A 25,989-nucleotide genomic window follows, 5' to 3' on the forward strand; every position below is an offset into this window, starting at 1 on the left:
TGCGGACGGAATCGCCGCCGTCGTGCCCGGGGCGGGCCGGCGGATGGAGATCCGCAGCTCCGGCTGAAGCGTATGCGGGGATGGATATGAGCTGGTCGCGTCGCGCAATGGCGGCAATCACGATTGCCGTCGGTCTTGTCGCCGCTCTCGCCGGGGCCTCGCCCGCCACGGCGCAATCCGCGAAAGCCACGGCCGACGGCCCACGGCGCATCCAGTCGCTCCCGCCGGGAATGGACCTGCCAGGCTTCGATTATCAGGTGCTGCGCAACGTGCCGCAGGCGGCGTGCGAGGAGGCCTGCCTCGGCGATGCCGCCTGCAAGGCCTTCACCTTCAACACCCGCTCGAACTGGTGCTTCCTGAAGACCGATTCCGGCACGCCCCGCCCCTATCGCGATGCCGCGTCCGGACGCGTGATCGGCAGCGTCGCCGCGACGCCGGCCTCCGCGCCGCTTCCTCTGCCGAATCTCGATTTTGTTCCCGACGACGTGCCGGCCGACGCGGATTCGTTCCGGGCGGAGATCAACGCGGCTGCCCGTCTGCAGCGCGATACCGAGACGGTCGGCGCCGGCCTCGCCGCCGCGATCCTCAACGGTGGCGCGAATGGCTGGCTGTCGCTGTCCGATCAGTTGCTCTCGGAACAGACCGACGATTACGGCCGCAAGCAGGCACTGCGAGCAGACGGGCTGTCGGCCGCCTTCCTCGGCCTGAAGCTCGCGACCGACAAGGGCCAGCAGGCCCGTGCGCTGGCGCTGATGTCGCGGGCGTTCGAGGCGGATTCGCGCTGGCGTCCCGCCATCGACAGCCTGAAGGCCGCGCTCGCACTCGCGCCGAAGGATGCCGCGATCAAGGCCCACTACGAGGAACTGCGCGCCGACTATGGCTTCCGCATTCTCGACTATTCGGTCAACACGGACACCGCGAGCCCGCGGATGTGCGTGCAGTTTTCCGAGGCGCTGCCCAAGGGCCGGGTCGACTTCTCGAAATATGTCGCGGTCGCCGGCATGACCAATCCGGCGGTGACGACCACCGCTCAGGAGCTGTGCATCGACGGGCTGGAGCACGGCGAGCGCTATGAGGTGACGATCCGCGCGGGCCTGCCGTCCACCGTCGGCGAGACGCTGACGAGTCCGGCGAGCTACACGATCTATGTGCGGGACCGGAAGCCCACCGCCCGGTTCCCGACTTCGGCCTATGTGCTGCCGCGCACCGGCGCGGTCGGCGTGCCCCTGATCAGCGTCAACACCGATATGGTGATGCTGGATCTGCTGCGCGTCGGCGACCGCGGCCTTGCGCGCTCCATCGCCGGCGGCGACTTCCGCCGCCAGCTCTCGCCGTACGACATCGAGACGCTGGCCGACACCACCGGCGCCAAGGTCTGGTCCGGCGAGATGAAGGTGGAGCGGCAGCTCAACAAGGAAGTCACGACCGCGTTCCCCGTCGACGAGGCCGTGAAGAAGCTCGATCCGGGCGTCTATGTGCTGGTCGCCCGCCCGCGCGAGATCCCGAGCGAGAACTGGGATCAGCGCGCGACCCAGTGGTTCATCGTCTCCGATCTCGGCATCGCCTCGATCAGCGCGGCCGACGGGGTTCATGCGTTCGTGCGCTCGCTCGGCACGGCGAAGCCGATCGCCGGCGTCGACGTGCGTCTGGTCGCCCGCAACGACGAGGTGCTGGGCACCGCGAAGACCGATGCCGCGGGGCACGCGGTGTTCGCGCCGGGGCTCGGCCGCGGAACCGGCGGCATGGCGCCGGCCGTGCTGGTGGCGACCGCGGCCGACGGCGATTACGGCTTCCTCGATCTCTCCGCGCCCGGGTTCGATCTGACCGACCGCGGCGTGGCCGGACGCCCGGCGCCCGGGCCGCTCGATGCGTTCCTCTATACCGAGCGCGGCGTCTACCGCGCCGGCGAGACGGTGCACCTGACGGCGCTGCTGCGCGACGGCGCGTCGAAGGCGGCGTCCGGCGTGCCGCTCACCATCTCCGTCACCCGGCCCGACGGCGTGATCTATCGCAAGGTGCAGGCCGACGACGAAGGCCTCGGCGGGCGAAGCCTCGATATCGACCTCATCCCCTCGGCGATGCGCGGCACGTGGCGGGCGGAGGCGTTCTCCGATCCGAAGGCGGCGGCCATCGGTGCCGTCACCTTCCTCGTCGAGGACTTCGTCCCCGAGCGGATGAAGGTCGACCTGAAGACGGATGCGACCGCGATCGCGGCCGGCAAGCCGGCGACGATCGCCGTCGCCGCGGACTTCCTCTACGGCGCGCCGGCGTCGAACCTCGCGGTGGAGGGCGAGATCGCGGTCAAGCCGTCCGAGGATGGCGTGGCCGGCTTCCCGGGCTACCGTTTCGGCCTCGCCGACGACGACTTCACCCCGGTCCGCCGCCCGCTGTTCGACCTCGGCCGCACCGACGCGGCCGGCAAGGCGACGGTGACCGCGAGCCTTCCCACGCTCGATCCGACCACGAAGCCGCTCATGGCCGAGATCGCGGTCCGGGTGCGCGAGCCGGGTGGGCGCGCGGTGGAGCGGACCGTGACGTTGCCGGTCGCCCCTCCCGGGCCGCGGATCGGCGTCAAGCCGCTGTTCTCCGGCGACCAGGTCGGCGAAGGCGCGACCGCGGGCTTCGAGGTGGCGGCGGTCGGGCCAGACGGCGCCCGCACGGCCCTTCAGGGCGCAAGCTGGCAGCTTCTCAAGGTCCGTCGCGAATTCCAGTGGTTCAACCGCGACGGCAACTGGGACTATTTCACCACGACCTCCACCGAGCGCGTGGCGGAGGGCAAGCTCGACCTGACGGCGAGCGATGTCGGCCGCATCTCGGCCCCGGTCGACTGGGGAACGTTCCGGCTGGAGATTTCGGTGCCGAACGTGCCGACGGCGGCGACGTCCTATGAGTTCGCCGCCGGCTGGGTGACGGTTGGTGCGACCGCCGAGACGCCGGACGTCCTCGAAATCGGCCTCGACAAGCCCGGCTACAAGCCGGGCGATACCGCCCGCCTCAACATCGCGCCCCGGTTCGCGGGCACCGCGCTCATCGCCGTCATCGGTGACGGCGTGCGCGAGCTGCGCGCGGTGGACGTTCCCGCGGGCGGCACGACGATCCCCCTCAAGGTCGGCAACGACTGGACGCCGGGGACCTACGTGACGGCGATGCTCTACCGCCCGATGGATGTCGCGGCGAAGCGGATGCCGTCGCGGGCCATCGGCCTCAACTGGCTGTCCATCGACCGGTCCATCGGCTCGCTCACTGTCACCCTCGGAACGCCGGCCGAGATGCGCCCGCGCGGGCCGCTCAAGGTGCCGGTCACCGTCGCGGGCCTCAAGCCCGGCGAGGAGGCCTATGTCACCCTGGCCGCCGTCGATGTCGGCATCCTCAACCTCACCCGCTACCAGGCGCCGGATGCCGCCGGCTTCTTCCTTGGCCAGCGCCGTCTCGGCGCGGAGATCCGCGACCTCTATGGCGCACTGATCGACAGCCTCGGCGCGACCCGCGGCACCATCCGCACGGGCGGCGACGAGAGCGGGGCGTTCGCGCCGACCGACGTGCCCACCCAGGAACTCGTCGCGAACTTCGCCGGCCCGATCAAGGTCGATGCCAGCGGCCACGCCGAGGCGAGCTTCGCCATTCCCGCCTTCAACGGCACCGTGCGCGTGATGGCGGTGGCCTGGTCGGCATCGAAGGTCGGCAACGCCAGCGCCGATGTCGTGGTCCGCGACCCCGTGGTCGTCACCGGATCGCTGCCGAGGGTGATGGCGCCCAGCGACGAGAGCCGGATGCGGCTCGATTTCGACAATGTCTCCGGGCCTGCCGGCGACTACCGCCTGACCGTGACGGCAACCGGTCCCGCCGGTCTCGGCAAGGTTCCGCAGACCGTTCGTCTCGACGCCGGCGGCAAGGCCTCTCTCGACGTGCCGCTGACGACCAACGGCGTCGGCATCGCCACCGTCGCGGTGGAACTCGCCGCTCCCGACGGCGAGGCCTTCGCCCAGGCGTTCCGTCTCAACGTCCGTCCCGCTGCTCCGCCGGTGATGCGCCGGTCCTTCGAGGTGCTTGCGAAGAACGGCGGCGAACTGTCGTTCGGTGAAGACTATCTCGCCGGCCTGGTGCCGGAGACGGCCTCGCTTTCCGTCAGCGTGTCGGCGGGCGTCGGGCTCGACGTCGCCGGCCTTCTCGGGATGCTCGACCGCTACCCCTATGGCTGCGCCGAGCAGACCACCAGCACCGCGCTGCCGCTGCTTTATTTCGATCAGGTCGCGGCCGGCATCGGCATGGGCGGCAAGGACGACATCCACAAGCGCGTCGAGGCGGCCATCGCGCGGCTGATGCAGTTCCAGAGCTCCTCCGGCTCGTTCGGCCTGTGGGGCCCGGGAAGCGGCGATCTCTGGCTGAACGCCTATGTCTCCGACTTCCTGACCCGCGCGCGGGCCGCCGGTTACACCGTGCCGGAAGGCGCGTTCACGCTGGCGCTCGACCGGCTGCAGAACGACGTGTCCTACAACGCCAACTTCAGCAATGGCGGCGGCGGCGGCCTCGCCTACGCGCTTTACGTGCTCGCCCGCAACGGCCGGGCCTCGATCGGCGACCTGCGTTATTTCGCCGACGACCGGATCGGCGATTTCGGCTCGGGCCTGTCCCAGGCGCAGATCGCCGCCGGTCTCGCCCTCTATGGCGACGACAGCCGCGCCAAGGCGACGTTCAAGACGGCGGCCGCGACCCTCGCCTCCGACAGCATGGGCGGGGAACAGGCGTCCTGGAGCGACTACGGCACGCCGGTGCGCAACGCCGCGGCAGCGCTGACGCTGGTGGCGGAGGCGGGGATCGATTCGTCCGCCATTCCCGGGCTCGACGACACCCTGATGGCCTCCCGCTCCGGCGGCGAGACGCCCTCCACCCAGGAGGCGGCGTGGATGCTGCTGGCGGCGAACGCTCTCGGCGCCGGCAACAAGGCGCTGAAGATCGACGTCGACGGCGCGCGCGAGACCGGCGCGGTATTCCGCCGGCTGGAAGGCTACCAGCTCACCGGCGCGCCTCTCGTGCTGCGCAATGCCGGCACCGACGCCGCGGCGGTCGCCCTCACCGTCTCCGGCGTTCCGCTGGAACCGGAGCCGGCGGCAGCGTCCGGCCTCTCCATCGAGCGCGACTACTATCGTCTCGATGGAACCCCGGCGGACCCTGCCTCCGTCCGCCAGAACGAGCGGTTCGTCGTTGTCCTGACGGTCCGCTCGGACGAGCCGCAGGAGCAGACGAACCTGATGATCGCCGACCTGTTGCCCGGCGGCTTCGAGGTGGAGAATCCGGAACTCGTCTCCAGCGCGGATCTGGCGGCGTTCCCGTGGCTACCGCAGGACTCGCCCGCCCACACGGAGTTCCGCGACGACCGCTTCGTCGCGGCGTTCGAGCCCGGAACGGATCTCGCGCGCGGCGTCACCGTGGCCTACATGGTGCGTGCCGTCACGCCCGGCCGGTTCGCTCACCCGGCGGCGCTCGCCGAGGACATGTACCGTCCGGAGCTGTTCGCCCGCACGGCCCCCGGGCAGGTCGTGGTGAAGGCCGCTCAATGAGCGGCGACGCGCCAGAGACGCGTGAAGCCTCTTCCGGTCCCGAGCCGAGCCGGAAGGGCCCGTTCTGGCGCCCGCTTCGCGGCGGCATCCGGCGGCTGCGTCTCGTCGGCGCGGTGCTCGTCGGCTTGTCCGTCGTCGCGGTCGCGGGTGCGGCAAGCCTGTTATGGCTCGATCGGGCCTATCCGCCGCGGCTGTCGCCGGCCGATCCGCCCTCCACCATCGTGGTCGCGAACGACGGGCAGCTGCTGCGGGCCTTCACCACCCGGGAAGGCCGCTGGCGGCTGCCGGTTGCGCTCGTCGATATCGATCCGCTCTATCTGAAGATGCTGGTCGCCTACGAGGACCGGCGCTTCCGCGAGCACGCCGGCATTGATCTACTCGCCGTGCTGCGGGCAAGCGGACAGATGGCGGCGGCCGGCCATGTCGTTTCCGGGGCGTCGACGCTGACGATGCAGACCGCCCGCCTTGTCGAAGGCCGGCCGGAGCGGACGCTTGCCCGCAAGCTCGACGAGATGGCGCGCGCGGTGCAACTCGAACGCCGCCTCTCCAAGGACGAGATCCTGGCGCTCTACCTGTCGCTTGCGCCGTTCGGCGGCAATATCGAGGGCGTTCGCGCCGCCTCGCTCGCCTATTTCGGCCGCGAGCCGAACCGGCTGACGCCGGCGCAGGCCGCCCTTCTCGTTGCCCTGCCGCAATCGCCCGAAACGCGCCGACCGGACCGCTTCCCGAAGGTTGCCCGCGCCGCGCGCGACCGTGTGCTCGACCGCATGGTCTCGCTCTCCGTCATCCCGCCGGAGATCGCCGCGGAGGCCAAGACGGAAGCCGTGCCCGAGGCCCGCATCGCCTTCCCGAGGCTCGCCCCCCATGCGGCGGAAGCCGCACTGGCCGCTCACCCCGAGCGCGCGGTGCATCGCCTGACGCTCGACCGCGACCTCCAGGCGAGCCTGGAAAGCCTCGTCGCCGCGCGCGTCCCGCTGTTCGGCCCGCGCGTCTCCGGTGCGGCGGTGGTGGTAGAGAACGCGACGGGCCGCATCCTCGCCGAGGTCGGCTCGGCCGGCTATCTCGACGACGGTCGCGCCGGTCACGTCGACATGACGTCGGCGTTGCGCTCGCCGGGGTCGGCGCTGAAGCCGTTCATTTACGGCCTCGCCTTCGAGGCCGGTATCGCTCATCCTGAGACATTGGTCGAAGATCGACCGACAGCATTCGGAAACTACAATCCGAAGAACTTCGACGACGGCTTCCAGGGCACGGTGACCGCGCGCCAGGCGCTGCAGATGTCGCTGAATGTGCCGGCTGTGGCGCTCCTGGAAGCGGTCGGGCCGGCGCGGCTCGCCGCGCGCCTCGCCGATGTCGGCGTCGACCTGAAGCTCCCGCGCGGAGAGGCCCCGAACCTGGCGGTGGGGCTCGGTGGCGTCGGCATCCGGCTGATCGACCTTGCCGCGCTTTATGCCGGGCTTGCCGACCGCGGCGTCGTGCCCGAACTGGTGATCGACGCCGATGCGCCCCCGCCGCCGGAAGCCGGCCTGCCGCGCCGTCTGCTCAGCCCCGTCGCGGCGTGGTACGTGGCCGACGTGCTCTCCGGCACGCCGCCGCCCGACAATGGCCGCGCCGGCCGCATCGCCTTCAAGACCGGCACCTCCTACGGCTATCGCGACGCCTGGGCGATCGGCTTCGACGGACGTCACACGGTGGCGGTCTGGGTTGGCCGGCCGGACGGTGCGGCGGTGCCGGGCCTTGTCGCGCGCAGTTCCGCGGCCCCCATTCTGTTCGAGGCCTTTGCGCGGCTGTCGGAGCGCCGCGCGCCCTTGCCCGGCGCACCGGCGGACGCGCTTCTCGCGACCACCGCCACGCTGCCGCCGCCGCTGCGCGGCTTCGGCGCGGCTGCGGAAACCCCTGCGGTGCTCGCGTCCGCCCGCAGGACGCTGCGCATCGCCTATCCGCCGGACGGCGCGCGGGTGGTGCTCGACGATCTCGGCGGACGGCGCCAGCAGCTCGCGTGGTCGGTCGAGGGGACCTCGTCGCCGCTCACCCTTTTCCTCGACGGTCGCCCCATATCCGTGCCCACGCACAGCCGCACGGGAAGCATCGACGTGCCGGCGCGCGGCTTCGTGCGCCTGACGGCGGTCGATGCCGGTGGCGCAGCAGACAGCGTCACCGTGTTCGTCGAATGAACGGCTGTCGCGCAAGTTTCACAATCGGTTGAAAATCGCGGTGCGATCGGCACAATCGCGCCCGGCATCCCGGATGGACGCCGCGCCGGCAGGCGTCAACGATAATGGTTGCGCTCCGCTTGGAGCGTTCGGCAGGATTCGGGAGACTGCTTCATGGCAGGCCGACGCGGTGAAGGCCCGGTTGCGATCGTGACCGGCGGGGCGAGCGGTATAGGCCTTGCCACCGTGCGGCGGCTGATCGACGATGGCTGGCGCGTCGCCGTTTTCGACGGGGACGAGGACCTGATCGACGACTCGCTCGACGCCATGGCCGACGCCGGTGAACGCCTGATCGGCGAGCCGATCGACATCTCCGACGACTTCGCGGTGTCGCAGGCGATCGAGCGCATCGCCGACGAGTGGGGCGACATCTATGGCCTCGTCAACGCGACGAGCCTGTCGCTCGACGAGAATTTCGAGGATCTGGAGGTCGCCACGTTCCGCCAGGTGCTGGAGGTGGACGTGGTCGGGGCCTTCGCCGTCTCGCAGGCGGCCTCGGCGCATATGGTGGAAGGGTCATCCATCGTGAACGTCGCCTCGGCGGCGGCATTTCGCGGCTCCATCGGCCAGGTCGCCGCCGCCGCCGCGCACGGAGCGATCACGGCCCTCACCCGCTCGATGGCGGTCGCGCTCGCCCCGGTCGGCATCCGCGTCAACGCGGTCGCACCGGGCCCCGTCGAAAGCCCGCTCGTCGCCCGCACTCACGGCGCGTCGATGCGCTCCGCATGGCTCGCCCACCTGCCCCAGCGCCGCTATGGCCTGCCGGACGAGATCGCGGGGCCGATCGCCTTCCTGCTGTCGGAGGAAGCGAGCTTCATCACCGGCGAGGTGCTCGCGGTCGACGGCGGTTTTGCGGCCGGCGGGCTGCTGCGCACGGTGCCTCTCGGCGGGCGTTGAGGCGCGGCCCTTGCGGCGGCGAGGACCGGGGTCTAATCCAGCGCAGCATCTTCATGGAAAGAGCCATGCCGACCGCCTCGTCGCCCCTCGTCGTTGAAGTCACCCGCGGCCCGCTGGTGGAAAGCCGCCATGCTGGCATTCTCGCGGTGTCGGATTCGGCCGGACGGCTGGAGGTTTCGGCGGGCGACGTCGGGCGGGCGGTGTTTCCGCGCTCGTCGGCGAAACTGATCCAGGCGCTGCCGCTGGTGGAAACCGGCGCGGCCGATGCGCTCGGCCTCACCGTGGAAGAGCTTGCCATCGCCGGCGCGTCGCACAATGGCGAGGAAGCCCATGTCGCGACCGCCCTGTCGATGCTGCGCAAGGCCGGGCTCGACGGCTCGGCGCTCGAATGCGGTTGCCAGTGGCCGGAGCGCGGTGCCGATGTCGCGCGCCTCAACCGCGCCGGCGAGGTCCCGACCGCGCTCCACAACAACTGCTCCGGAAAGCACGCCGGGTTCCTGTGCGTCGCCTGCCGCCTCGGCGCGGTGACGGCGGGTTATGTCGAACCCGATCATCCGGTCCAGCGCGAGGTCACGGCCGCACTGTCGGCGCTGACGGACACCCCGCTCGACGAGACCGTGATGGGGATCGACGGCTGCTCCATCCCGACCTACGCCGTTCCGCTCGACCGGCTGGCGCGGGCGTTCGCGAGGCTCGGCACCGGCATCGGGCTCGGGGCTGCCCGTTCCGACGCGGCCGTCCGGCTGCGCAAGGCCGCCGCAGCGGCGCCGTTCATGGTGGCGGGCACCGGCCGGTTCTGCACCGAGGTCATGACGCGGTTCGGCGAACGCGCCTACGTAAAGACCGGCGCTGAAGGCGTGTTCTGCGCCATCTTCCCGGACGCGGGCCTCGGCGTCGCGCTCAAGGTCGATGATGGCGGCACTCGCGCATCGGAAGCGTTGATGGCGGCGGTCATGGAGCGGTTCGTCGCGCGGGACGACGAGGAGCGGGCGTTCCTGTCGCGCTGGAGCCGCAGGACGCTGACGAACCGCCGCGATATCACCGTCGGCGAGGTGCGCCTCGCGGCCGACAGCCGCGCGGCGCTGGCGGCCTGATCGCGGCCATGGCGACCGCCCCGTTCTCCCGCCGCCCCGCCATCGTGCCCGCCGCGGCACTCGCTGACGACGCGGCGACGCTCGACGCGGTGTGCCGCGTGCTGGACGCCGGCGATCTCGTCGCCGTACCGACCGAGACGGTCTACGGATTGGCGGCCGACGCCACCAACCCCGCGGCCGTCGCCGGCATCTACAAGGCCAAGGGGCGGCCGGCCTTCAATCCGCTGATCGTGCACGAAGGGACCGTCGAAGCCGCGATGCGCCACGGCGTGTTCGATGCCCGTGCCAGGTTGCTGGCAGAGGCGTTCTGGCCCGGCCCCCTGACACTGGTGGTGGCGAAGCGCCCCGATGCGGCTCTCGCGCCGGCGGTGACGGCTGGGCTCGACACCGTCGCCATCCGCGTTCCCCGCTCGGATGCGGTCCGGCTCATCACCGCCCGCCTCGGCCGACCGGTGGCGGCGCCGAGCGCCAACCGCTCCGGCCGGGTGAGCCCGACTTCTGCCGAGGACGTGGTGACGGAACTCGGCGAGGCCGTGGCGGTGGTCATCGATGGCGGGCCGTGCGTGGTCGGGGTGGAATCGACCATCGTCGGGCTTTCCGGCTCCCACGCGGTGCTGCTGCGGCCCGGCGGGCTTGCCGCCGACGCGATCGAGGCGGTGATCGGCGAGCCACTGGTGCGGCCGTCCGCCGATCCAGCGCGCCCGCAGGCGCCGGGCCAGCTCGCCTCGCACTATGCCCCCCGCGCAGCGGTGCGCCTCGACGCCACGAACGTCCGGGCGGGCGAAGCGCTGCTCGCGTTCGGTTCGCAACTGCCTGCGGATGCCGACAACGCGGTCGCCACCTGCAATCTCAGCCCTTCGGGCGATGTGTCCGAAGCCGCCCGCAACCTGTTCTCGATGCTGCGCAAACTCGATGCCAGCGGCGCGGCCGGCATCGCGGTCGTGCCGCTTCCTCAGGGGGGCCTCGGCGAGGCCCTCGCCGACCGCCTCGCCCGCGCAGCCGCGCCGCGACCCTGATTTCAGCCGGCCGCACCGTCGCATTCCCGGTCGGCTTCCGCCAAAGCGTGCTATGGTCCGCACCCGCCGCGCCCACGGACTGCGGGCCGGACCGTCATCAAAAGGGAACCGATCGTGCCGACGCAGGACGACAAGGCCGCAGCCACGCCCCATTCCGACATCTCGGCGCTGAGCTTCGAAGCCGCTCTGAGCGAGCTCGAATCGATCGTCGATACCCTGGAGCGCGGCACGGTCGCGCTCGAGCAGTCGATCGCGAGCTACGAGCGGGGCGAAGCCCTGAAGAAGCACTGCGAGGCGCTGCTGCGACGGGCGGAAATGCGGGTCGAGAAAATCCAGCTCGGCGCTGACGGCACGCCTTCGGGCCGGGCCCCGCTCGATCCCGACCAGGCCTGAACGACGACCGCATTCGCCGGCCGGCGACCGCGGGACCAAGAAAAGGACGCCCCATGAGCGATGCCGACAAGCCGCGTCTCGTCGTGGCCGAGCCCAACCTCGCCCCCTCGGCCGGCGGCGGCATCGAACAGGTGATCGTGCCTCGCACGCGCGATCTCGGCGGCTTCGCGGTGCGCCGCGCCCTGCCTGTCGCGGGACGGCGCATGGTCGGGCCATTCATCTTCCTCGACCAGATGGGACCCGCGGAGTTTCCGATCGGTGAAGGGGTGGACGTGCGGCCGCATCCGCATATCGGGCTGGCGACCGTCACCTACCTGTTCGACGGCGCCATCGACCACCGTGACAGCCTCGGCACGGTGCAGACCATCTATCCGGGCGACGTGAACTGGATGAGCGCCGGGCGCGGCATCGCCCACTCCGAACGCACGGGGCCGCAGGACCGCCTGCGCGGCGCACGGCTTTCCGGGCTCCAGCTCTGGGTGGCGCTTCCCAAGGAGCACGAGGACAGCGCGCCGTTCTTCGCTCACCACGAGACCACCGACCTGCCGATCGTCTCCGATGGCGGCGTGCGCGTGCGCCTGATCGCCGGCGAGGCCTACGGCGTCCGCTCGCCTGTGGTGACCGCCTGGGACACGGTGTTCGCGGACATCGCGCTCGAGGCCGGCGCACGCCTGCCGATCGATGCCGCCACGGAGGAACGCGCGCTCTATCTCGTCGACGGCATCGTCGAGATCGCAGGCGACCGGTTCGAACCGGGCCGCCTCCTGGTGCTGCGCCCGTCCGATACCTTCACCGTCGCGGCCGTCACCGCGGCGCGGTTCAGCCTGATCGGCGGCGCGACCATGGACGGATCGCGGCATATCTGGTGGAACTTCGTCTCGTCTTCGACCGAACGGCTGGAGCAGGCGAAGGCCGACTGGAAGGCCGGCCGGTTCTCACCCGTTCCCGGCGAGACGGACTTCATTCCGCTGCCGGAATTCGGCGGCTGACAGGGCAGGTCGCGGCGCCCCGGGGGCCGCCGGAGCTGATGAGTCCATCAGATCGGAAAGCGCACTAACTGCCGAGCGCCTTCGCGGCCGGTGCCGCGGACGCCGGCTGTGCCGTCGCGGGCTCGGTGTCGAACGGCACGAAGCGGCCGTAGCTGCGCCGGGCATGGACAAGCGGGCTTGCATCCCCGCGCGGCATCGCGACCGCTTCGAGGCCGCCGATGAGCACCCAATGCGTGCCATGACGCACGGCATTCTCCAGGCTGCAATCGAACACGGCGAGCGCATCCTTCAGCACGGGTGAGCCCGTGGCGAGGGTCGTCCACGTTCCGGTCGCGAACTTGTCCTCGGCTGCGGTCCGCCCGGCAAAGACGTCCGAGATATATTTCTGATCGTCGCAGAGCAGGTTGACGCAGAACACGCCGTTGCGGTGCAGCACCTCGGTGGAGGCGTTGCTGTCCTTCACGCATACGAGCAGCGACGGCTTCGGCGAGTCGGCCGAGAGGGTCGAGACCGCGCTGACCGTCAGCCCTGCCCGGCCGGCCGGACCGTCGGTGGTGACGACGGAAACCATCCAAGCCGCCCGGCTCATGCCGTCCAGAAACGCCTGACGCACGCTGACCCTCGCAATTCTCGGCCGAAGAAAGAAAACGCAATGGAACGAAACCGATTGAAACGGAGACGTCAACCCGGCCGCCCTTCTACGGCCGGCGTGGGGCTTATGTAGTCACACGGGTCGAAGCCTGCCACGGCAGTCGCAGCACAGGCAGGGTTTTTCTGCCGCGATGCACGCCAAGGCCGTGTGGAAGACGAACTTCCGGCATCGAAACCGGCGCCGGACCATGATATTGCAGATCCGGATTTCTTTCGGGGCAGGTCTTCGGGTCAGGTCTTCGCGGGGCGCTTTTTGGGAAAGCGTCGCCACCCATGATCGACGATGCCGCGCGCGGGCCGCTTCGGGTTCCCGTCCGGCTGCGTCTGCCCCGCCCGACGAAAGCTGACGATCCGGACGGAGGGGAGCCAAGATGGCCCGGAATATCGGAAAAGCACGTTTCCTCGGCGCGCTGCTCGCAGCGAGCCTGCTGGCCGGCTGCCAGACGGCTTATCAGGAAGAAGGCTTCTGGACCGACGGCGGCGTCAGCGCCCAGCAGGTCACGTCGGATACCTTCCGCATCACGGCGCGCGGCAACGAGTTCACCGAGCAGTCGACCATCAGCGACTACGTGCTGCTCAAGTCCGCCGAAACCGTGAAAGCCGCGGGCTTCTCGCATTTCGGCATCGTCTCCGGCCAGGACATCACGAGCCAGAGCACCTACCAGACCTCCCCGGGCACGTTCGAAGTCTCCAAGAAGGGCAAGGTCGTCACCTTCCAGCCGCCGACCTACGCGACGTCCATCCGGCCGGGCCAGCAGACTATCGTGCAGGGCTTCAATCCGCCTCCGGGCGAGGCGCTGCCGCCCGGGACCTATTCGGCCGACGAGATCATCCGCTTCATCGGCAGCCGCGTCGAACGTCCGTCCTGATCGCCGGACGATCACGCTCCGGCGAGGCCGGCGGGGTCCATCGCCCCGGCTGATGAGCACAGCGGTCGCACCACAACGTCCGCTGTGCTCCAAGGGGTCGCCGCCGCGCTCAAGCGACGCGGCGGACGTCCTCGGCAGCGGGATGGAAAGCATAGGCGTCCATCATCAGCGAGCCGTACTGGCCGGAGGCGTGGACATGCTCCGTCCGCAGCCCCTCGCCTGCCGCGCCGAGGGCCACGAAGATCGGCAGCAGGTGATCGTCGGTCGGATGGCTGCGTACCGCGTGGGGCGCGAGCCGGCGATAATCGAGCAGATCGGCGACGGCGCCCGCCTCCAGACGCGCGGTGAACCACTCCGTGAACTCCACCGCCCAGGGTGCCGGCGGCGCATCGCGCGGCACCAGTCCGCCGCGCTTGCGGTCGAACACCTCGCCCAGATTATGGGTGATCGAGCCCGAGGCCATCACGAGCACGCCCTCGGCGGCAAGCCCCTGCAAGGCCTGCCCGACATGGAAGTGATGGGCCGGGTCCAGCCGCGGCTGGATCGAAAGCTGCACGACGGGAATATCCGCCTGCGGATAGATCAGCGAAAGCGGTACCCACGTGCCGTGGTCGTAGCCGCGATCAACGGCGAGATGGGCTTCGAGGCCGGTCGAGATCAGCCTCTCCGCCACCAGCCGGGCGAGCTCTGGCTCTCCGGGCGCAGGATAAACTTTCTCATAAAGTTCGCGCTCGAACCCCCCGAAATCATAGATCATTCCAGGGTGTTCATCGGCAATGACAACAGGCGCTTCGGTCATGAAATGCGCCGAGACCGAGAGGATCGCCTTCGGCTTCGGCAGCGTCGCGCCGTAGGATTCCATGAAGCGCCGCGCCGGGCTGTCATAGAGCGCCACGTTGGGCGCGCCGTGGGAAATGAACAGGGTCGGCAGCATGGCCCGCGCCTCCTCGCCATCGCCTGCCTGAGCGTCACCGTCAGGCGCGAACGGATGTTGATCTTGCGGACAGCATAGCGATCCCGCCGCCTGCGCACGAGCACGCGACGCGCGGACATACTGTCATGCCGCAATGAACAATGGCGACGAGAATCGCTCAATTGTTGAGAAAATCAGGCCGAGCCGCGCGGTGCGAGCAGCACGACACCGGCGCCAACGACGGCAAGCGCCGCACCGCCGATATCCCACCGGTCGGGCGCGCGGCCTTCGACGAGCCAGAGCCAGATCAACGAAGCGGCGATATAGACGCCGCCATAGGCCGCATAGGCGCGGCCGGCAAACTCCGCATCCGTGCGCGTCAGCAGCCAGGCGAAGACGGCGAGCGCGGCGAGCCCGGGCAGCAGCCACAAGGCTGGGCGGCCCAGCCGCACCACCTGCCAGACTGCGAAGCAGCCGGCGATTTCGAAGAAGGCGGCGAGAGCGAAGATCGCTATTCCTGCCACCGCCTTCTCCAGTTTCGTTCGTCCCGTCGGGACGTTCTTCAGACGCCCGTGGTGACGCCCTGCGGGCTCGCCAGGCCGGTGGCCTTGTGATCCCGCTCGCGCTTCAGGTTTTCGGCCAGCAGGAACGCCAGCTCGATCGCCTGTTCCGCGTTGAGGCGCGGGTCGCACTGGCTGTCGTAGCGGGCGGACAGGTCCTCGGCCGTGATATCGCGCGCACCGCCGGTGCACTCGGTCACGTCGCGACCGGTCATCTCCACGTGGATGCCACCGGCGTGGGTGCCTTCAGCCCGGTGAACCGAGAAGAAGGTCTCGACCTCGCGCAGGATGCGGTCGAACGGCCGGGTCTTGTAGCCGTTGGCCGAGATGGTGTTGCCGTGCATCGGATCGCACGACCACACCACCGAACGCCCTTCCCGCTCCACCGCGCGGATCAGGCGCGGCAGGTGCTCGGCAACCTTGTCGGCGCCGAAGCGGGCGATCAGGGTCAGGCGCCCGGGCTCGTTGTCCGGATTCAGCAGGTCGATCAGCCGCAGCAGGCCGTCGGCTTCCATCGACGGGCCGCACTTGAGGCCGATCGGGTTCTCGACGCCGCGGCAGAACTCGACGTGCGCATGGTCCGGCTGGCGGGTGCGATCGCCGATCCAGATCATGTGGCCGGAGGTCGCATACCAGTCGCCCGTGGTGGAATCGACGCGCGTCAATGCCTGCTCGTAGCCCAGCAGCAGCGCCTCATGGCTGGTGTAGAGGTCGGTCGAGCGCAGCTGCGGCACGCTGTCGGAATCGATGCCGCAGGCGCGCATGAACGCCAGCGTCTCGGTGATGCGCGCGGCGATCGCCTCGTAGCGGTCGCTCTGCGGGCTGTCCTTGACGAACCCCAGCATCCACTGGTGCACGTTCTCCAGATTGGCATAGCCGCCCTGGGCGAACGCGCGCAGCAGGTTGAGCGTCGCCGCCGACTGCCGGTACGCCGCTTCCATGCGCTGCGGATCGGGCGTGCGGCCTTCCGGCGTGAACGCGATGTCGTTGACGATGTCGCCGCGATAGGTCGGCAGCTCCAGCCCGTTCTGGATTTCGGTCGGCGAAGACCGCGGCTTGGCGAACTGGCCGGCAATGCGACCGACCTTCACCACCGGCTGGGCCGCGGCATAGGTCAGCACCACCGCCATCTGCAGGAAGACGCGGAAGAAGTCGCGGATATTGTCGGCATGATGCTCGGCGAACGATTCCGCGCAGTCGCCGCCCTGAAGCAGGAAACCCTCACCGGCGGCGACGCCGGCCAGAGCCTTCTTCAGCTTGCGCGCCTCACCGGCGAACACCAGCGGCGGATAGCTCGCGATGCGACCCTCGACCGCGGCGAGCGCCGCGAGATCGGGATAATCCGGCACCTGGACGATCGGCTTCGCCCGCCAGGAGGTGGGCGACCAAGCCGGCAGTCCGGCGGCCGCATCGCGGGCGAGCCGCGCCGCATTCTTCGGCGCGAGAACGGAGGGCTTTATCGACCTCGTCTCATTCATGACGTTCACCTTGCATTCCGGCCGCCGAACTCCGGCGATCCGGGAGAATTGGGCGCTTATACACACCGTTGCCGGGAATGGCCACAGGGGTTGGGACAGCGCGCCCGCGCACGCCCGCAGCGGAGGGCGACGGGCGGCCGCCCGATGCGGCGCCCGATCGCCGAGAAATCGCCCTTGTCTCGCCCGATTTCAAGGCGCGGCCGGTGCCGTCGCCTTGAACGCCCCGTCGAACATCGGCTCGAGCTGCGCGGCCCCGAGCCGCGACAGGTGATCGTCGTCGAAATAGAACGGGTGTCCGTTCTCCTGCACCATGCAGCGTTCGCCCGGGCAGAAGACGGTCGCGGGGTCGAGCAGCTTCACAATGCCGTTGGCCGCGAGCTTCTGGAGTGCGTCGCGCGCGAAGGCATTGCGGCGGTCGTAGTCCTCACGGTGCGAGCGGATGTGGAAGGGGCGCCCGAGCAGCAGAGAGCGCGCCATCGACTGCGGCACGTCCTCCCGCACCTCCGGGATCGGCATCACGATGTAGACGGTCTTGCCGGCCTGGTGGAGGCCGAGCATCGTCGCGGTCAGCGAGGCCACGAACTGTTCGCGCGCCCACGCGACATCCTTCGCAAACCACGGCTGTTCGATGAAGGGAGCGACGTTCTGGTCGTCGGCGTCGCCGTAGCCCATCAGCGTTGCGTACATCGACCAGCGTGCGGCGACGATGACGGTCTTGATGCGCGGGTCGCTGGTGATGATGCGATAGGCTTCGGTATTGAACGGGGCGCAGAACTGCTCGAACCCTTCCGGCACGCCGGCGAACGGCGGCAGGATCGGGCCGTCTACCAGCGGGCCGCAGCCGCGCATGATCATGGCGACGCCTTCGCGCCCGTTGCGGGCGGCGACGTCCGAGACCGCGGCGAGGATGGCATCGGCGTGGGAATCCCCCCACAGCGCGAAGCTCGGCTCCGCCTTGCCGACCGCGCCGATGAGGCACGGTGCATCGGCCATGCCGTCCGGCACGTTGCGCACGCAGGGAGAGCCGCGCCCTTCCTTGGAGATGCGCGCCATGTCGGCGACATCCTTCGGCAGACGCTGGGGCCAGCCATCGGTCCGGATCAGCATGGCGCCGAACAGCGCCGTCGCCACGGCCACCGCGACGGCGCAGCCGAACACCTGCCGGCGCGTGAGAATGCCGCTGCGGCCGAGGAACGGCCGCTCGATGTATCGCCGGGAGATGACCGACACCACAGCGGCGACACCGAGCAGCAGGCAGGTGTCGAGCACGCTGAGCGGACGGTTCAGAAAATAGCTTTGGGTGATCGCCAGGATCGGCCAGTGCCAGACATAGAGCGAATAGGACAGGAGCCCGATGACGACCAGCGGCTTGAGCGACAGCAGCCGCCCCACACCGGTCGGTCCGTCCTCGCCGGCATAGATCACGAGGGCGGCGCCGACACACGGGACCAGACCGAGCGGACCCGGCCAGGGGCCGCCTTCGGTGAAGGTCGCCATCGCGTAGAGGATCATCGCCAGGCCAAGCCAGCCCAAGGCCTCGCGCAGGTGCCTGCTATGCAGGCGGGGCACCGCGCCCGAAGCGAGGACGGCACCGATCAGGATTTCCCAGGCACGGGCCTGCGTCCAGAAGAACGAGGCCGGCCCCTGGAACACGAGCCACCAGCCGAGCGTGAAGAACGCCACCGTCAGGACCCCGATCACAACGGCGAACCGGCCCCGCAGGAACCGCGCCGTCAGGATCATGATGAACGGGAAGACGATGTAAAACTGCTCCTCGATGGCGAGCGACCAAAGATGAAGCAGCGGGCGGGAGGTGAAGGTCGTGACGAAATAGCCGTCACCGAGCGCCAGCACGAAGTTGGTCACGAAGCCGGCGGCCGCCATCAGGGTTCCGCCGTAGGCGCGGATTTCCTTCGGCAGCATCAGCAGGCTCGCCGCTGCCGACGTCACGATCAGCATCGAGAACAGCGCCGGAAAGATGCGCCGGATCCGCCGTTCGTAGAACGAGGTGAGCGTGAAGCGGCCCTGCGCGATCTCCCGCAGGATGATGGAGGTGATCAGGTAACCGGAGATGACGAAGAACACGTCGACGCCGACGAACCCGCCGACGAACGGGCGGAACGCCGGCTGGAACACCGAGGCATGGAACAGCAGCACGCCCACGATCGATATCGCCCTGAGACCATCGATATCTGGCCTGTAGGCGATCGCGGGCGCGGGATGCGCCGCACGTCTGGACGCATCCCCGGCCTGACCGGCGCGAAAGCCGTGAGGCCGTTTCATGGAGGCGGAATCGGGCATGGCGCGGTGTCGTTCTTGCGTTCTGCGTCGAGCCGGTCGGAACAGGCTCAGGAGCGCGGGGCGGAGGCGTCGCGCTTCCAGCGCTCGGACGGCGTGCGCATGGTCACCAGTTCTTCGGCGGCGGTCGGATGCACGGCCATGGTCGCGTCGAAATCCGCCTTCGTCGCGCCCATCCGGACGGCGATGCCGAGGATCTGCGCCATCTCGCCGGCATCAGGCCCGAGGATGTGGACGCCGACGACCCGGTCCGAGGCCGCATCGACGAGGATTTTCATGAACATCCGCTCCTCCCGACCGGAGAGCGTGTGGATCATGGGCCGGAAACGGGCACGGTAGATGTCGAGCGCCTCGAACCGCGCCTTGGCCTCGGCCTCGGTCAGCCCGACGGTGCCGATCTCTGGCTGGGAGAACACGGCGGTCGGCACCAGTTCGTGATCGACCACCACCTCGCGGCCGCCGAACACCGTGTCGGCGAACGCGTGGCCCTCGCGGATCGCGACCGGCGTGAGATTGATGCGGTCCGTCACGTCGCCGACAGCGTAGATCGAGGGGACGTTGGTTTGCGAGCGGGCATCGACCAGTACCGCGCCGCGCAGGTCGAGAGCGACGCCAGCCGCTTCGAGCCCGAGGCCGGCGGTGTTGGGATGGCGTCCCGTCGCCGTCATCACGAGGTCTGTCTCCAGCGTCTCGCCCCGAGCGGTGGTCACCACCAGCCCCTCGCCGACACGCTCGATGCGTTCCGGCTTGTCGCCGCAGAGGATGGTGATGCCCTTCTTCACCATCTCCTCGTGGAGGAAGCCACGCGTTTCGTCATCGAACCCGCGAAGGATCTCCGAACCGCGGTAGAGCACCGTGGTCTCGACACCGAGGCCGTTGAAGATACCGGCGAACTCGACCGCGATGTAGCCGCCGCCGACGATCACGACCCGCTCCGGCAGGCGTTCCAGATCGAACACCTCGTTGGATGTCACCGCGAGTTCTATGCCGGGCACGGTGTGATCGACGCTCGGCGCGCCGCCCGTTGCCACGAGGATGATGCGGGCGGTGACAACGCGGTCCTCCGCGACGAGGCGCACCGCGTTCGGACCCTCGACCACCGCACGCGTCCGCAGAACCTCGACGCTCGCATTGTCGAGATTGCGTTCGTAGATCGCGGAGAGGCGGGCGATCTCCTTGTCCTTGGCCGCGATCAGCGTCGGCCAGTCGAAGCTCACCGCATCCGATCGCCAGCCGAAGCCGACGGAATCCTCGAAGGCCTCGGCAAAGCGGGAGGCATAGACGAGCAGCTTCTTCGGCACGCAGCCGCGAATCACACAGGTGCCGCCGATGCGATATTCCTCGGCGATGGCGACCTTCGCGCCGTAGCCGGACGCGATGCGAGCCGCGCGAACGCCGCCAGAACCCGCTCCGATCACGAACAGGTCGTAGTCGAACCCGCCGGCGACGCCGCCATCAGCCATTTCACCGCCAGCCATGTCCGTCTCAGCCCCGTCGGTTCGTCAATCTAAAGCCGGCAGTTCCGGCCGGTGAGAGCCGGCCGGGACTGCCCGTGTGCGAAGTGGGTGCGCGATCCCGCCGGCCGAACCGGCCGTTCAAGTGCGACGATGGCCGGATGCGATCAGAGCCGGTGGCCGCGCTTGTCCATCTCGATGCGGACCTGGGTCACCATCTCGGTGGCGATCTTGTCCTGCCACTGCTTGGCGGCGCCGATCGAAAGCGCGACCAGTTCCGGCGACAGGCTCGCCAGCTTCTTGCCGACCGGCGACTGGTAGAAGTCGATGATCTGCTGCAGCTCTTCCTGGGTGAAGCGGCGGGCCCAGACCTCTTCCAGCACGCGGTCGAGATCGCGACGCTGGGGCGCCAGGCTCAGCGCGACCTTGTCCGTCACCTCGTCGATGTCGCTGGCGAGCAGCGGATTGGACCGCACGAACAGCGCCTTGGTCTGCTCCGCCACGCCCGGGAGGATGTCGTCGAAGCCGGCCACGGACTTGGAGGCGTCGATGGCCTTCTGCGCCAGGGCGAGCTGCTCGGGCGTGAACTGAGGCTGCTGGTCGGCCGGCGCCGCGGCCGGCGGGTTGGTCTGGGCAAACGCACCGGCCGGAGCGAGCGCACCCGCGGCAAGGGCGAGGACATAAGCGGCCGCGAACATCGGGCGCCGGCTGGAAAGGGCAGTCATTCTGACGGTCTCCTTGAAAGATCAGGCCACACCCGGCGGTTTTCAGCCGCGAGCGCGAGACGTTCGGACAATCTGGACGCCGGTGCTGCCGGCCACATACGCGATATCCGCCATGCCCAGGAACAGCCCGTGCTCCACAACGCCGGGAACGGCGGCAAGCGCAGGGCCAAGTTCGCCTGGACGAGGAATCCGGCCGAAATGGGCATCGACGATGAAATGGCCGCCGTCGGTGACATAATGTCCACCGCCCGCTCCCGCCCTCATCTCGAGGTTTCCGGTCAGGCCCAGTGCACCGGCCACCTCGCGGATCTGGCGGAGTGTGACGGTGAGGCCGAACGGCACGACTTCGATCGGAAGCGGGAAACGCCCGAGGCAGTCGACCATCTTCGTCTCATCGGCGATCACCACGAACCGCCTGGCCGCGCTCGCCGTGATCTTTTCGCGCAGCAGCGCGCCGCCGCCGCCCTTCACGAGAGCGAGGTCCGGCCCGATCTCGTCGGCGCCGTCGATGGCGATGTCGAGTTCCGGCGTCTCGTCGAGGGTGCTCAGCGGGATCGACAGCGAGCGGGCGAGTTCCGCCGTACGCTCCGAGGTCGGGACGCCGACCACGTCAAGCCCGCCGGCCACCATCTCCCCGAGCGCACGTACCAGCTCGATGGCGGTCGAGCCGGTACCGAGCCCCAGCTTCATGCCGGATCGCACCTCCTTGAGCGCCTCCAGCGCCGCAAGGCGCTTCAGGGCCGCAGGGGAGGAAGTCGTGTCGTTGCTCGGGGTTTCGGTCGCGCTCACGGAATCCGGTCCAGTGTGGTCTGGGGAGTTGTCGCCATCGCTCGCGGCCCGGAGATCGCCGGACCCACCGCGTCCATGCCGAAGCCGTTCCCCCCGCCTCAGCCGGGCGTGCTTACCACGGCGGCGACGGCGGGGCCAAGAGAGCGCAAACCATGGGGTCGCCGGACGACGGCAAAATTCCCGATCGCACGCCTCGATGGCAACGCCTCGCTGCGAACCATAGTCCAGCGCCGGGATTCGGGCCACGGCCTGCCGCAACCACCGGGTTCAACGAGCCGTGTCCGCCGTGCTGGGGCGCTTCGAAGCGACGGCCGCGGCCCCCCGCGCCGTCCCTCCGGTGGATGCGGCTTCACAGAATGCGGCGGAATGGTCTAGTACGGCCCGGCGCCCGCGCCCGCACCGCGCGACCGTGCGCGTATTCAAGAACAAGGACCGGAGCCTTGCGACCCACCATCGTCTTCGACCTCGACGGCACGCTCGTGGATTCCGCCCCCGACCTCGCGGCGACGCTGAACCACATCCTCACCACCGAAGGCCTGCCGGCGGCGAGCGAGACCGAAGTGCACCGCATGGTCGGCCGCGGCGCGCGCACGCTGATCACCCGCGCATTCGCCGCCAACGGTCGCACACTCGCGCCCGAGCGGCTGGAGGCGCTGTTCGACGCCTTCCTCGCCCATTACGAAGCCAATATCGACGGCGCGACGCGCCCGTTCGACGGTGTGACGGCGGCACTCGACCGCTTTGAGGCGGAGGGCTGGGCGCTCGCGGTGTGTACGAACAAGACCGAGCGGCTGGCGCGCCTCCTGCTCGGCAAGCTCGGCATGGCCGATCGCTTCGCCACCATCGTCGGCCAGGAAACCTTCGGCATCACCAAGCCGGATCCGCAGCACATCCTCAAGACCATCGAGGCGGTCGGCGGCGACCCCGCCCGTGCGGTGATGGTGGGCGATTCCGTCAACGACATCGACGCCGCCAAGGCCGCGGGCGTTCCGGTCGTGGCGGTCACGTTCGGCTATACCGACCGGCCGGTGACCGAACTCGGCCCCGACGTGATCATCGACCATTTCGACGCGCTGTGGGACGCGGTGCAGGGTCTCGGGGTTACGAGCGAGACGGCCTGACGCCGCCTCGCCTGCCGTTGCTGCCGTCAGGCAGCGGGCACCACATAGTCGACGATGCCGCGGGCGTCGAAGCGGCCGTCGAGCTTGCCGTAGGTGGCGCGCCACGGTCCGACGATGCGGGTTTCCATGAACGCATCGGACAGAACCCGCGGCGCGCAGCGGCGCAGCGCCGAGGCGGCGGCGGCGAGCGCGAGCTGTTCCGTCAGCACCCGCGCCGCGCCGAGATCGCCGACCGCCATCGCGGCGGTCGAGCGGATATCGACCACGGAACTCGGCCCTTCGGTTTCCATATCGCGGCCGATCTCCTCCAGCACGGCATCGAGCGCCGCCGGATCGCGGCGCAGCGTCCGCAGGACATCGAGGCACATCGCATTCCCGGGACCATCCGAAATGGTCAGCGCCGGAGCGTCGCGATAGAGGCGCGGCAGAACGCTTTCCTCGACATAGCCGTTGCCGCCGAGGCACTCCATCGCCTCGGCGATCAGACTAGGCGCGATCTTGCTCACCCAGTATTTCGCGACCGGCGTCATCAGCTGCACATAGGCCGCCTCGGCCGCATCGGTGGTCGCCGCATCGAAGGCGAGCGCGAGGCGCATCACCAGCGCAGACGCCGCGGCCGAGTCGAGCGCGAGATCGGCGAGCACGCGCGTCATGATCGGCTGGTCGATCAGCGTCGCCCCGAAGGCGACGCGATGGCGGGCATGGTGCACCGCTTCGGTCAGGGCCGCACGCATCAGGCCCGCGGAGGCGACAGCGCTGTCGAACCGCGTCAGCGTCACCATCTGCAGCACCGCGCCGAGGCCATGGCCGGGCTCGCCCAGCGCGAAACCATAGGCACCGGCGAGTTCAGCCTCGGCCGTGGCGTTGGAGCGCGTGCCGAGCTTGTCCTTGAGGCGCTGGAACCGCACGGCATTGGGGCCGCCGTCATCGAGCACCCGGGGCACGAGGAAGCAGCCGAGCCGCCCCTCCGCCTGCGCGAGCACCACGAAGGCATCGGACATCGGTGCGGACAAGAACCACTTGTGGCCGGTGAGCCGCCAAAGCCCCTCGCCGGCCGGCTCGGCGACCGTCGTGGTGGTGCGCGCGTCGGTGCCGCCCTGCTTCTCCGTGAGGCCGATGGCGATGGTGAGCCCGAGCTTCTGCGCCGCCGGAAGGCTGCGATGATCGTAACGGCGCGACAGGATGCCGGGCAGCCAGGCATCGACGACGCCGGAATCGGCGGCAAGCGCGACCACGGCGGCGCTCGTGGCCGTCAGCGCGCCGAGATGGCCGGCCTCACCCTGTGCGGCGAGATAATAGCCCGCAGCCCGGACCGCGTTGCGGCGCCCGGCGAGCGTGGGATCGCTCTCCCACAGCGCGGCATGGAGCCCCGCATCGACGCTATGGCGCATCAGAGCGTGATAGGCCGGGTGGAACTCGACGCTGTCGAGGCGATAGCCGAAACGGTCGTGGGTGCGCAGCACCGGCGGCGCGGTATTGGCAAGGCGCGCGATCTCCAGCGCCTCGGCCGAGCCCCAGTAGGCGCCGGCCCGCTGCAGCATCTCTTCGATGTCGGGATCAAGCGCGGCTTCGAGCGCGCCGAGCACCACGGGGTCGGTGTCGAACAGGTTGCGGCCGACCACCGGCGGCGTCTGATTGAAGACGTCGTGGGTTTCGAAGGCCCGCATCGCATCGGGCGCCGAATCGGACAGAGGGGGATCGAGTTCGAAAGGTCCGGCCGGCATCGAGGCAAAGGGTCCCGATCTGAGGAACTGGTTCGGCGGCAGTAGAGCGCTCGGTTCAGCCGAAGCGCGGGCTGGAAGACACAGTCGACGACATGGAGACGCGGATATGCCCCTCTGCCAACCGGAATCGTCTCCCTCGGGCGCATGAATCTTCGACGATCCCCATGATTCGACAAAGACCCTAATATCAAGTGTGCGAGGCGCCTTGCCCCGAGGGGCGTAAGGGACTAGAGCGTCGTTCTCGATGAACGATCTGTCGGACCGCGCCCCGCCCCTGTTTCCCCATCGACACCTGCTCGGCATCGAGGGCCTTCAGCCCTACGAAATCGAGACGCTGCTGGATTTGGCGGATCAGGCTGTCGCCCTCAGCCGCCAGGTCGAGAAGAAGCGCAACATTCTGCGCGGCCGCACCCAAATCAACCTGTTCTTCGAAGCCTCGACGCGCACCCAGTCGTCGTTCGAACTGGCCGGAAAGCGGCTCGGCGCCGACGTGATGAACATGTCCGTCGCCTCGTCCTCGGTGAAGAAGGGCGAGACGCTGATCGACACCGCGCAGACGCTGAACGCCATGCGGCCGGATATCCTGGTGGTGCGCCACCATGCGGCCGGCGCCGTGGAACTGCTCGCGCGCAAGGTCGGCTGCTCGGTGATCAATGCCGGCGACGGCGCGCACGAACATCCGACCCAGGCCCTGCTGGACGCTTTGACGATCCGCCGGAACAAGGGCCGCATCTCCGGTCTGACAGTCGCGATCTGCGGCGACATCCTCCATTCCCGCGTCGCGCGGTCGAATATGCTGCTGCTGTCGGCGCTCGGCGCGCGCGTGCGGGTGGTGGCACCCTCGACGCTCCTTCCGGCCGGCATCCGCGACATGGGCGCGGAAGTCCACACCAGCATGAAGGCCGGCCTGAAGGACGCCGACATCGTGATGATGCTGCGCCTTCAGCGCGAGCGAATGGACGGTTCGTTCGTGCCCTCCGTGCGCGAATATTTCCATTACTGGGGCCTCGACGAGGAAAAGCTCGCTTATGCGGCGCCCGACGCCCTGGTGATGCACCCCGGCCCGATGAACCGCGGCGTCGAGATCGCGCCTTCGGTCGCCGACGGGCCGCGCAGCCTGATCGGCGAGCAGGTCGAAATGGGTGTCGCCGTTCGTATGGCGGTACTCGAGGCTCTCTCCGCCCACCTCCCGCAGCACTGAGGAACCCGGCCTTGCCCGCGCCCTGGCACTCCCCCACCGCCGCCCG

The 25,989-nt window shown here is 69.4% G+C and carries 19 protein-coding genes; 10 read left to right on the forward strand and 9 right to left on the reverse strand.

Features of this window, described 5'->3' with window-relative positions:
- Positions 1-86: 86 nt before the first annotated feature.
- The 7 genes from BUF17_RS02225 to BUF17_RS02255 all read left to right on the forward strand — a co-directional run bounded on the left by BUF17_RS02225 (position 87) and on the right by BUF17_RS02255 (position 12,160).
- On the forward strand, positions 87-5,558 hold the full coding sequence (locus tag BUF17_RS02225; protein WP_175563586.1) for an alpha-2-macroglobulin family protein: 5,472 nt from the start codon (positions 87-89) through the stop codon (positions 5,556-5,558).
- Positions 5,555-7,732 carry a penicillin-binding protein 1C gene (gene pbpC / locus BUF17_RS02230; RefSeq protein ID WP_073625556.1) on the forward strand — a complete coding sequence of 726 codons (2,178 nt, stop codon included), beginning with the start codon at positions 5,555-5,557 and terminating at the stop codon, positions 7,730-7,732. The genes BUF17_RS02225 and pbpC overlap by 4 nt, the downstream gene beginning before the upstream one ends.
- Positions 7,733-7,885: 153 nt before the next feature.
- Positions 7,886-8,668: an SDR family NAD(P)-dependent oxidoreductase gene (locus tag BUF17_RS02235; protein WP_073625557.1), complete on the forward strand. Its 783-nt coding sequence runs from the start codon at positions 7,886-7,888 to the stop codon at positions 8,666-8,668.
- Positions 8,669-8,733: 65 nt separating this feature from the next.
- Positions 8,734-9,762, forward strand: a complete 1,029-nt coding sequence (locus BUF17_RS02240; protein WP_073625558.1) for an asparaginase — start codon at positions 8,734-8,736, stop codon at positions 9,760-9,762.
- Between the two features lie 8 nt (positions 9,763-9,770).
- A complete protein-coding gene (locus tag BUF17_RS02245; RefSeq protein WP_073625559.1) occupies positions 9,771-10,778 on the forward strand; it encodes an L-threonylcarbamoyladenylate synthase in 1,008 nt (335 codons plus the stop codon).
- Between the two features lie 114 nt (positions 10,779-10,892).
- The gene (locus BUF17_RS02250) at positions 10,893-11,171 is read left to right on the forward strand and encodes an exodeoxyribonuclease VII small subunit (RefSeq protein ID WP_073625560.1); all 279 of its coding nucleotides are present in this window, start codon (positions 10,893-10,895) and stop codon (positions 11,169-11,171) included.
- Positions 11,172-11,224: 53 nt separating this feature from the next.
- Entirely contained in the window at positions 11,225-12,160 is a 936-nt protein-coding gene (locus BUF17_RS02255) for a pirin family protein (RefSeq protein WP_073625561.1), read from the forward strand.
- A 64-nt stretch (positions 12,161-12,224) separates the two neighbouring features.
- Here BUF17_RS02255 and BUF17_RS02260 read toward each other — a convergent pair whose 3' ends face one another.
- Positions 12,225-12,773: a flavin reductase family protein gene (locus tag BUF17_RS02260; RefSeq protein WP_210215379.1), complete on the reverse strand. Its 549-nt coding sequence runs from the start codon at positions 12,771-12,773 to the stop codon at positions 12,225-12,227.
- A gap of 409 nt (positions 12,774-13,182) precedes the next feature.
- Here BUF17_RS02260 and BUF17_RS02265 point away from each other — a divergent pair, with 409 nt between their 5' ends.
- Positions 13,183-13,680 carry a CC0125/CC1285 family lipoprotein gene (locus BUF17_RS02265; protein ID WP_073625562.1) on the forward strand — a complete coding sequence of 166 codons (498 nt, stop codon included), beginning with the start codon at positions 13,183-13,185 and terminating at the stop codon, positions 13,678-13,680.
- A 109-nt stretch (positions 13,681-13,789) separates the two neighbouring features.
- On the opposite strand, the gene BUF17_RS02270 is transcribed toward BUF17_RS02265, so the two are convergent.
- The 7 genes from BUF17_RS02270 to rpiA form a co-directional block, all read right to left on the reverse strand.
- Positions 13,790-14,614, reverse strand: a complete 825-nt coding sequence (locus BUF17_RS02270; RefSeq protein ID WP_073625563.1) for a DODA-type extradiol aromatic ring-opening family dioxygenase — start codon at positions 14,612-14,614, stop codon at positions 13,790-13,792.
- A 173-nt stretch (positions 14,615-14,787) separates the two neighbouring features.
- Positions 14,788-15,117: a YnfA family protein gene (locus BUF17_RS02275; protein ID WP_139282371.1), complete on the reverse strand. Its 330-nt coding sequence runs from the start codon at positions 15,115-15,117 to the stop codon at positions 14,788-14,790.
- A gap of 38 nt (positions 15,118-15,155) precedes the next feature.
- Positions 15,156-16,550 (reverse strand): class II 3-deoxy-7-phosphoheptulonate synthase, encoded by a 1,395-nt coding sequence (locus BUF17_RS02280; RefSeq protein ID WP_073625993.1) that lies wholly within the window; start codon positions 16,548-16,550, stop codon positions 15,156-15,158.
- A gap of 270 nt (positions 16,551-16,820) precedes the next feature.
- The gene (locus BUF17_RS02285; protein WP_175563587.1) at positions 16,821-18,914 is read right to left on the reverse strand and encodes an acyltransferase family protein; all 2,094 of its coding nucleotides are present in this window, start codon (positions 18,912-18,914) and stop codon (positions 16,821-16,823) included.
- A gap of 65 nt (positions 18,915-18,979) precedes the next feature.
- Positions 18,980-20,407 carry a glutathione-disulfide reductase gene (gene gor, locus BUF17_RS02290; RefSeq protein WP_244530733.1) on the reverse strand — a complete coding sequence of 476 codons (1,428 nt, stop codon included), beginning with the start codon at positions 20,405-20,407 and terminating at the stop codon, positions 18,980-18,982.
- Between the two features lie 143 nt (positions 20,408-20,550).
- Positions 20,551-21,108, reverse strand: coding sequence for a DUF2059 domain-containing protein (locus tag BUF17_RS02295; protein WP_139282372.1), 558 nt, complete (start codon positions 21,106-21,108; stop codon positions 20,551-20,553).
- Between the two features lie 42 nt (positions 21,109-21,150).
- Complete coding sequence (gene rpiA, locus BUF17_RS02300; protein ID WP_084563803.1) at positions 21,151-21,897, reverse strand: ribose-5-phosphate isomerase RpiA; 747 nt, start codon at positions 21,895-21,897, stop codon at positions 21,151-21,153.
- A 440-nt stretch (positions 21,898-22,337) separates the two neighbouring features.
- Between rpiA and gph the strand changes: the two genes are divergently transcribed.
- Positions 22,338-23,018, forward strand: a complete 681-nt coding sequence (gph, locus tag BUF17_RS02305; protein ID WP_073625566.1) for a phosphoglycolate phosphatase — start codon at positions 22,338-22,340, stop codon at positions 23,016-23,018.
- 26 nt (positions 23,019-23,044) lie between these two features.
- Here the strand turns inward: gph and BUF17_RS02310 are convergent, their stop codons facing one another.
- Positions 23,045-24,685: an acyl-CoA dehydrogenase family protein gene (locus BUF17_RS02310; RefSeq protein ID WP_073625996.1), complete on the reverse strand. Its 1,641-nt coding sequence runs from the start codon at positions 24,683-24,685 to the stop codon at positions 23,045-23,047.
- A 301-nt stretch (positions 24,686-24,986) separates the two neighbouring features.
- Here BUF17_RS02310 and BUF17_RS02315 point away from each other — a divergent pair, with 301 nt between their 5' ends.
- Positions 24,987-25,943 (forward strand): aspartate carbamoyltransferase catalytic subunit, encoded by a 957-nt coding sequence (locus BUF17_RS02315; protein WP_073625567.1) that lies wholly within the window; start codon positions 24,987-24,989, stop codon positions 25,941-25,943.
- Positions 25,944-25,989 lie beyond the last annotated feature (46 nt).

The sequence above is a fragment of the Pseudoxanthobacter soli DSM 19599 genome, from assembly GCF_900148505.1.
GTDB lineage: Bacteria > Pseudomonadota > Alphaproteobacteria > Rhizobiales > Segnochrobactraceae > Pseudoxanthobacter > Pseudoxanthobacter soli.

Coding starts and splice junctions, on each gene's coding strand:
- BUF17_RS02235 (WP_073625557.1), top strand. CDS start 7,886: ATGGCAGGCCGACGCGGTGAAGGCCCGGTTGCGATCGTGACCGGCGGG.
- BUF17_RS02310 (WP_073625996.1), bottom strand. CDS start 24,685: ATGCGGGCCTTCGAAACCCACGACGTCTTCAATCAGACGCCGCCGGTG.
- BUF17_RS02240 (WP_073625558.1), top strand. CDS start 8,734: ATGCCGACCGCCTCGTCGCCCCTCGTCGTTGAAGTCACCCGCGGCCCG.
- BUF17_RS02265 (WP_073625562.1), top strand. CDS start 13,183: ATGGCCCGGAATATCGGAAAAGCACGTTTCCTCGGCGCGCTGCTCGCA.
- BUF17_RS02295 (WP_139282372.1), bottom strand. CDS start 21,108: ATGACTGCCCTTTCCAGCCGGCGCCCGATGTTCGCGGCCGCTTATGTC.
- pbpC (WP_073625556.1), top strand. CDS start 5,555: ATGAGCGGCGACGCGCCAGAGACGCGTGAAGCCTCTTCCGGTCCCGAG.
- gor (WP_244530733.1), bottom strand. CDS start 20,407: ATGGCTGGCGGTGAAATGGCTGATGGCGGCGTCGCCGGCGGGTTCGAC.
- BUF17_RS02255 (WP_073625561.1), top strand. CDS start 11,225: ATGAGCGATGCCGACAAGCCGCGTCTCGTCGTGGCCGAGCCCAACCTC.
- BUF17_RS02285 (WP_175563587.1), bottom strand. CDS start 18,914: ATGAAACGGCCTCACGGCTTTCGCGCCGGTCAGGCCGGGGATGCGTCC.
- BUF17_RS02245 (WP_073625559.1), top strand. CDS start 9,771: ATGGCGACCGCCCCGTTCTCCCGCCGCCCCGCCATCGTGCCCGCCGCG.
- BUF17_RS02225 (WP_175563586.1), top strand. CDS start 87: ATGAGCTGGTCGCGTCGCGCAATGGCGGCAATCACGATTGCCGTCGGT.
- BUF17_RS02315 (WP_073625567.1), top strand. CDS start 24,987: ATGAACGATCTGTCGGACCGCGCCCCGCCCCTGTTTCCCCATCGACAC.
- BUF17_RS02270 (WP_073625563.1), bottom strand. CDS start 14,614: ATGCTGCCGACCCTGTTCATTTCCCACGGCGCGCCCAACGTGGCGCTC.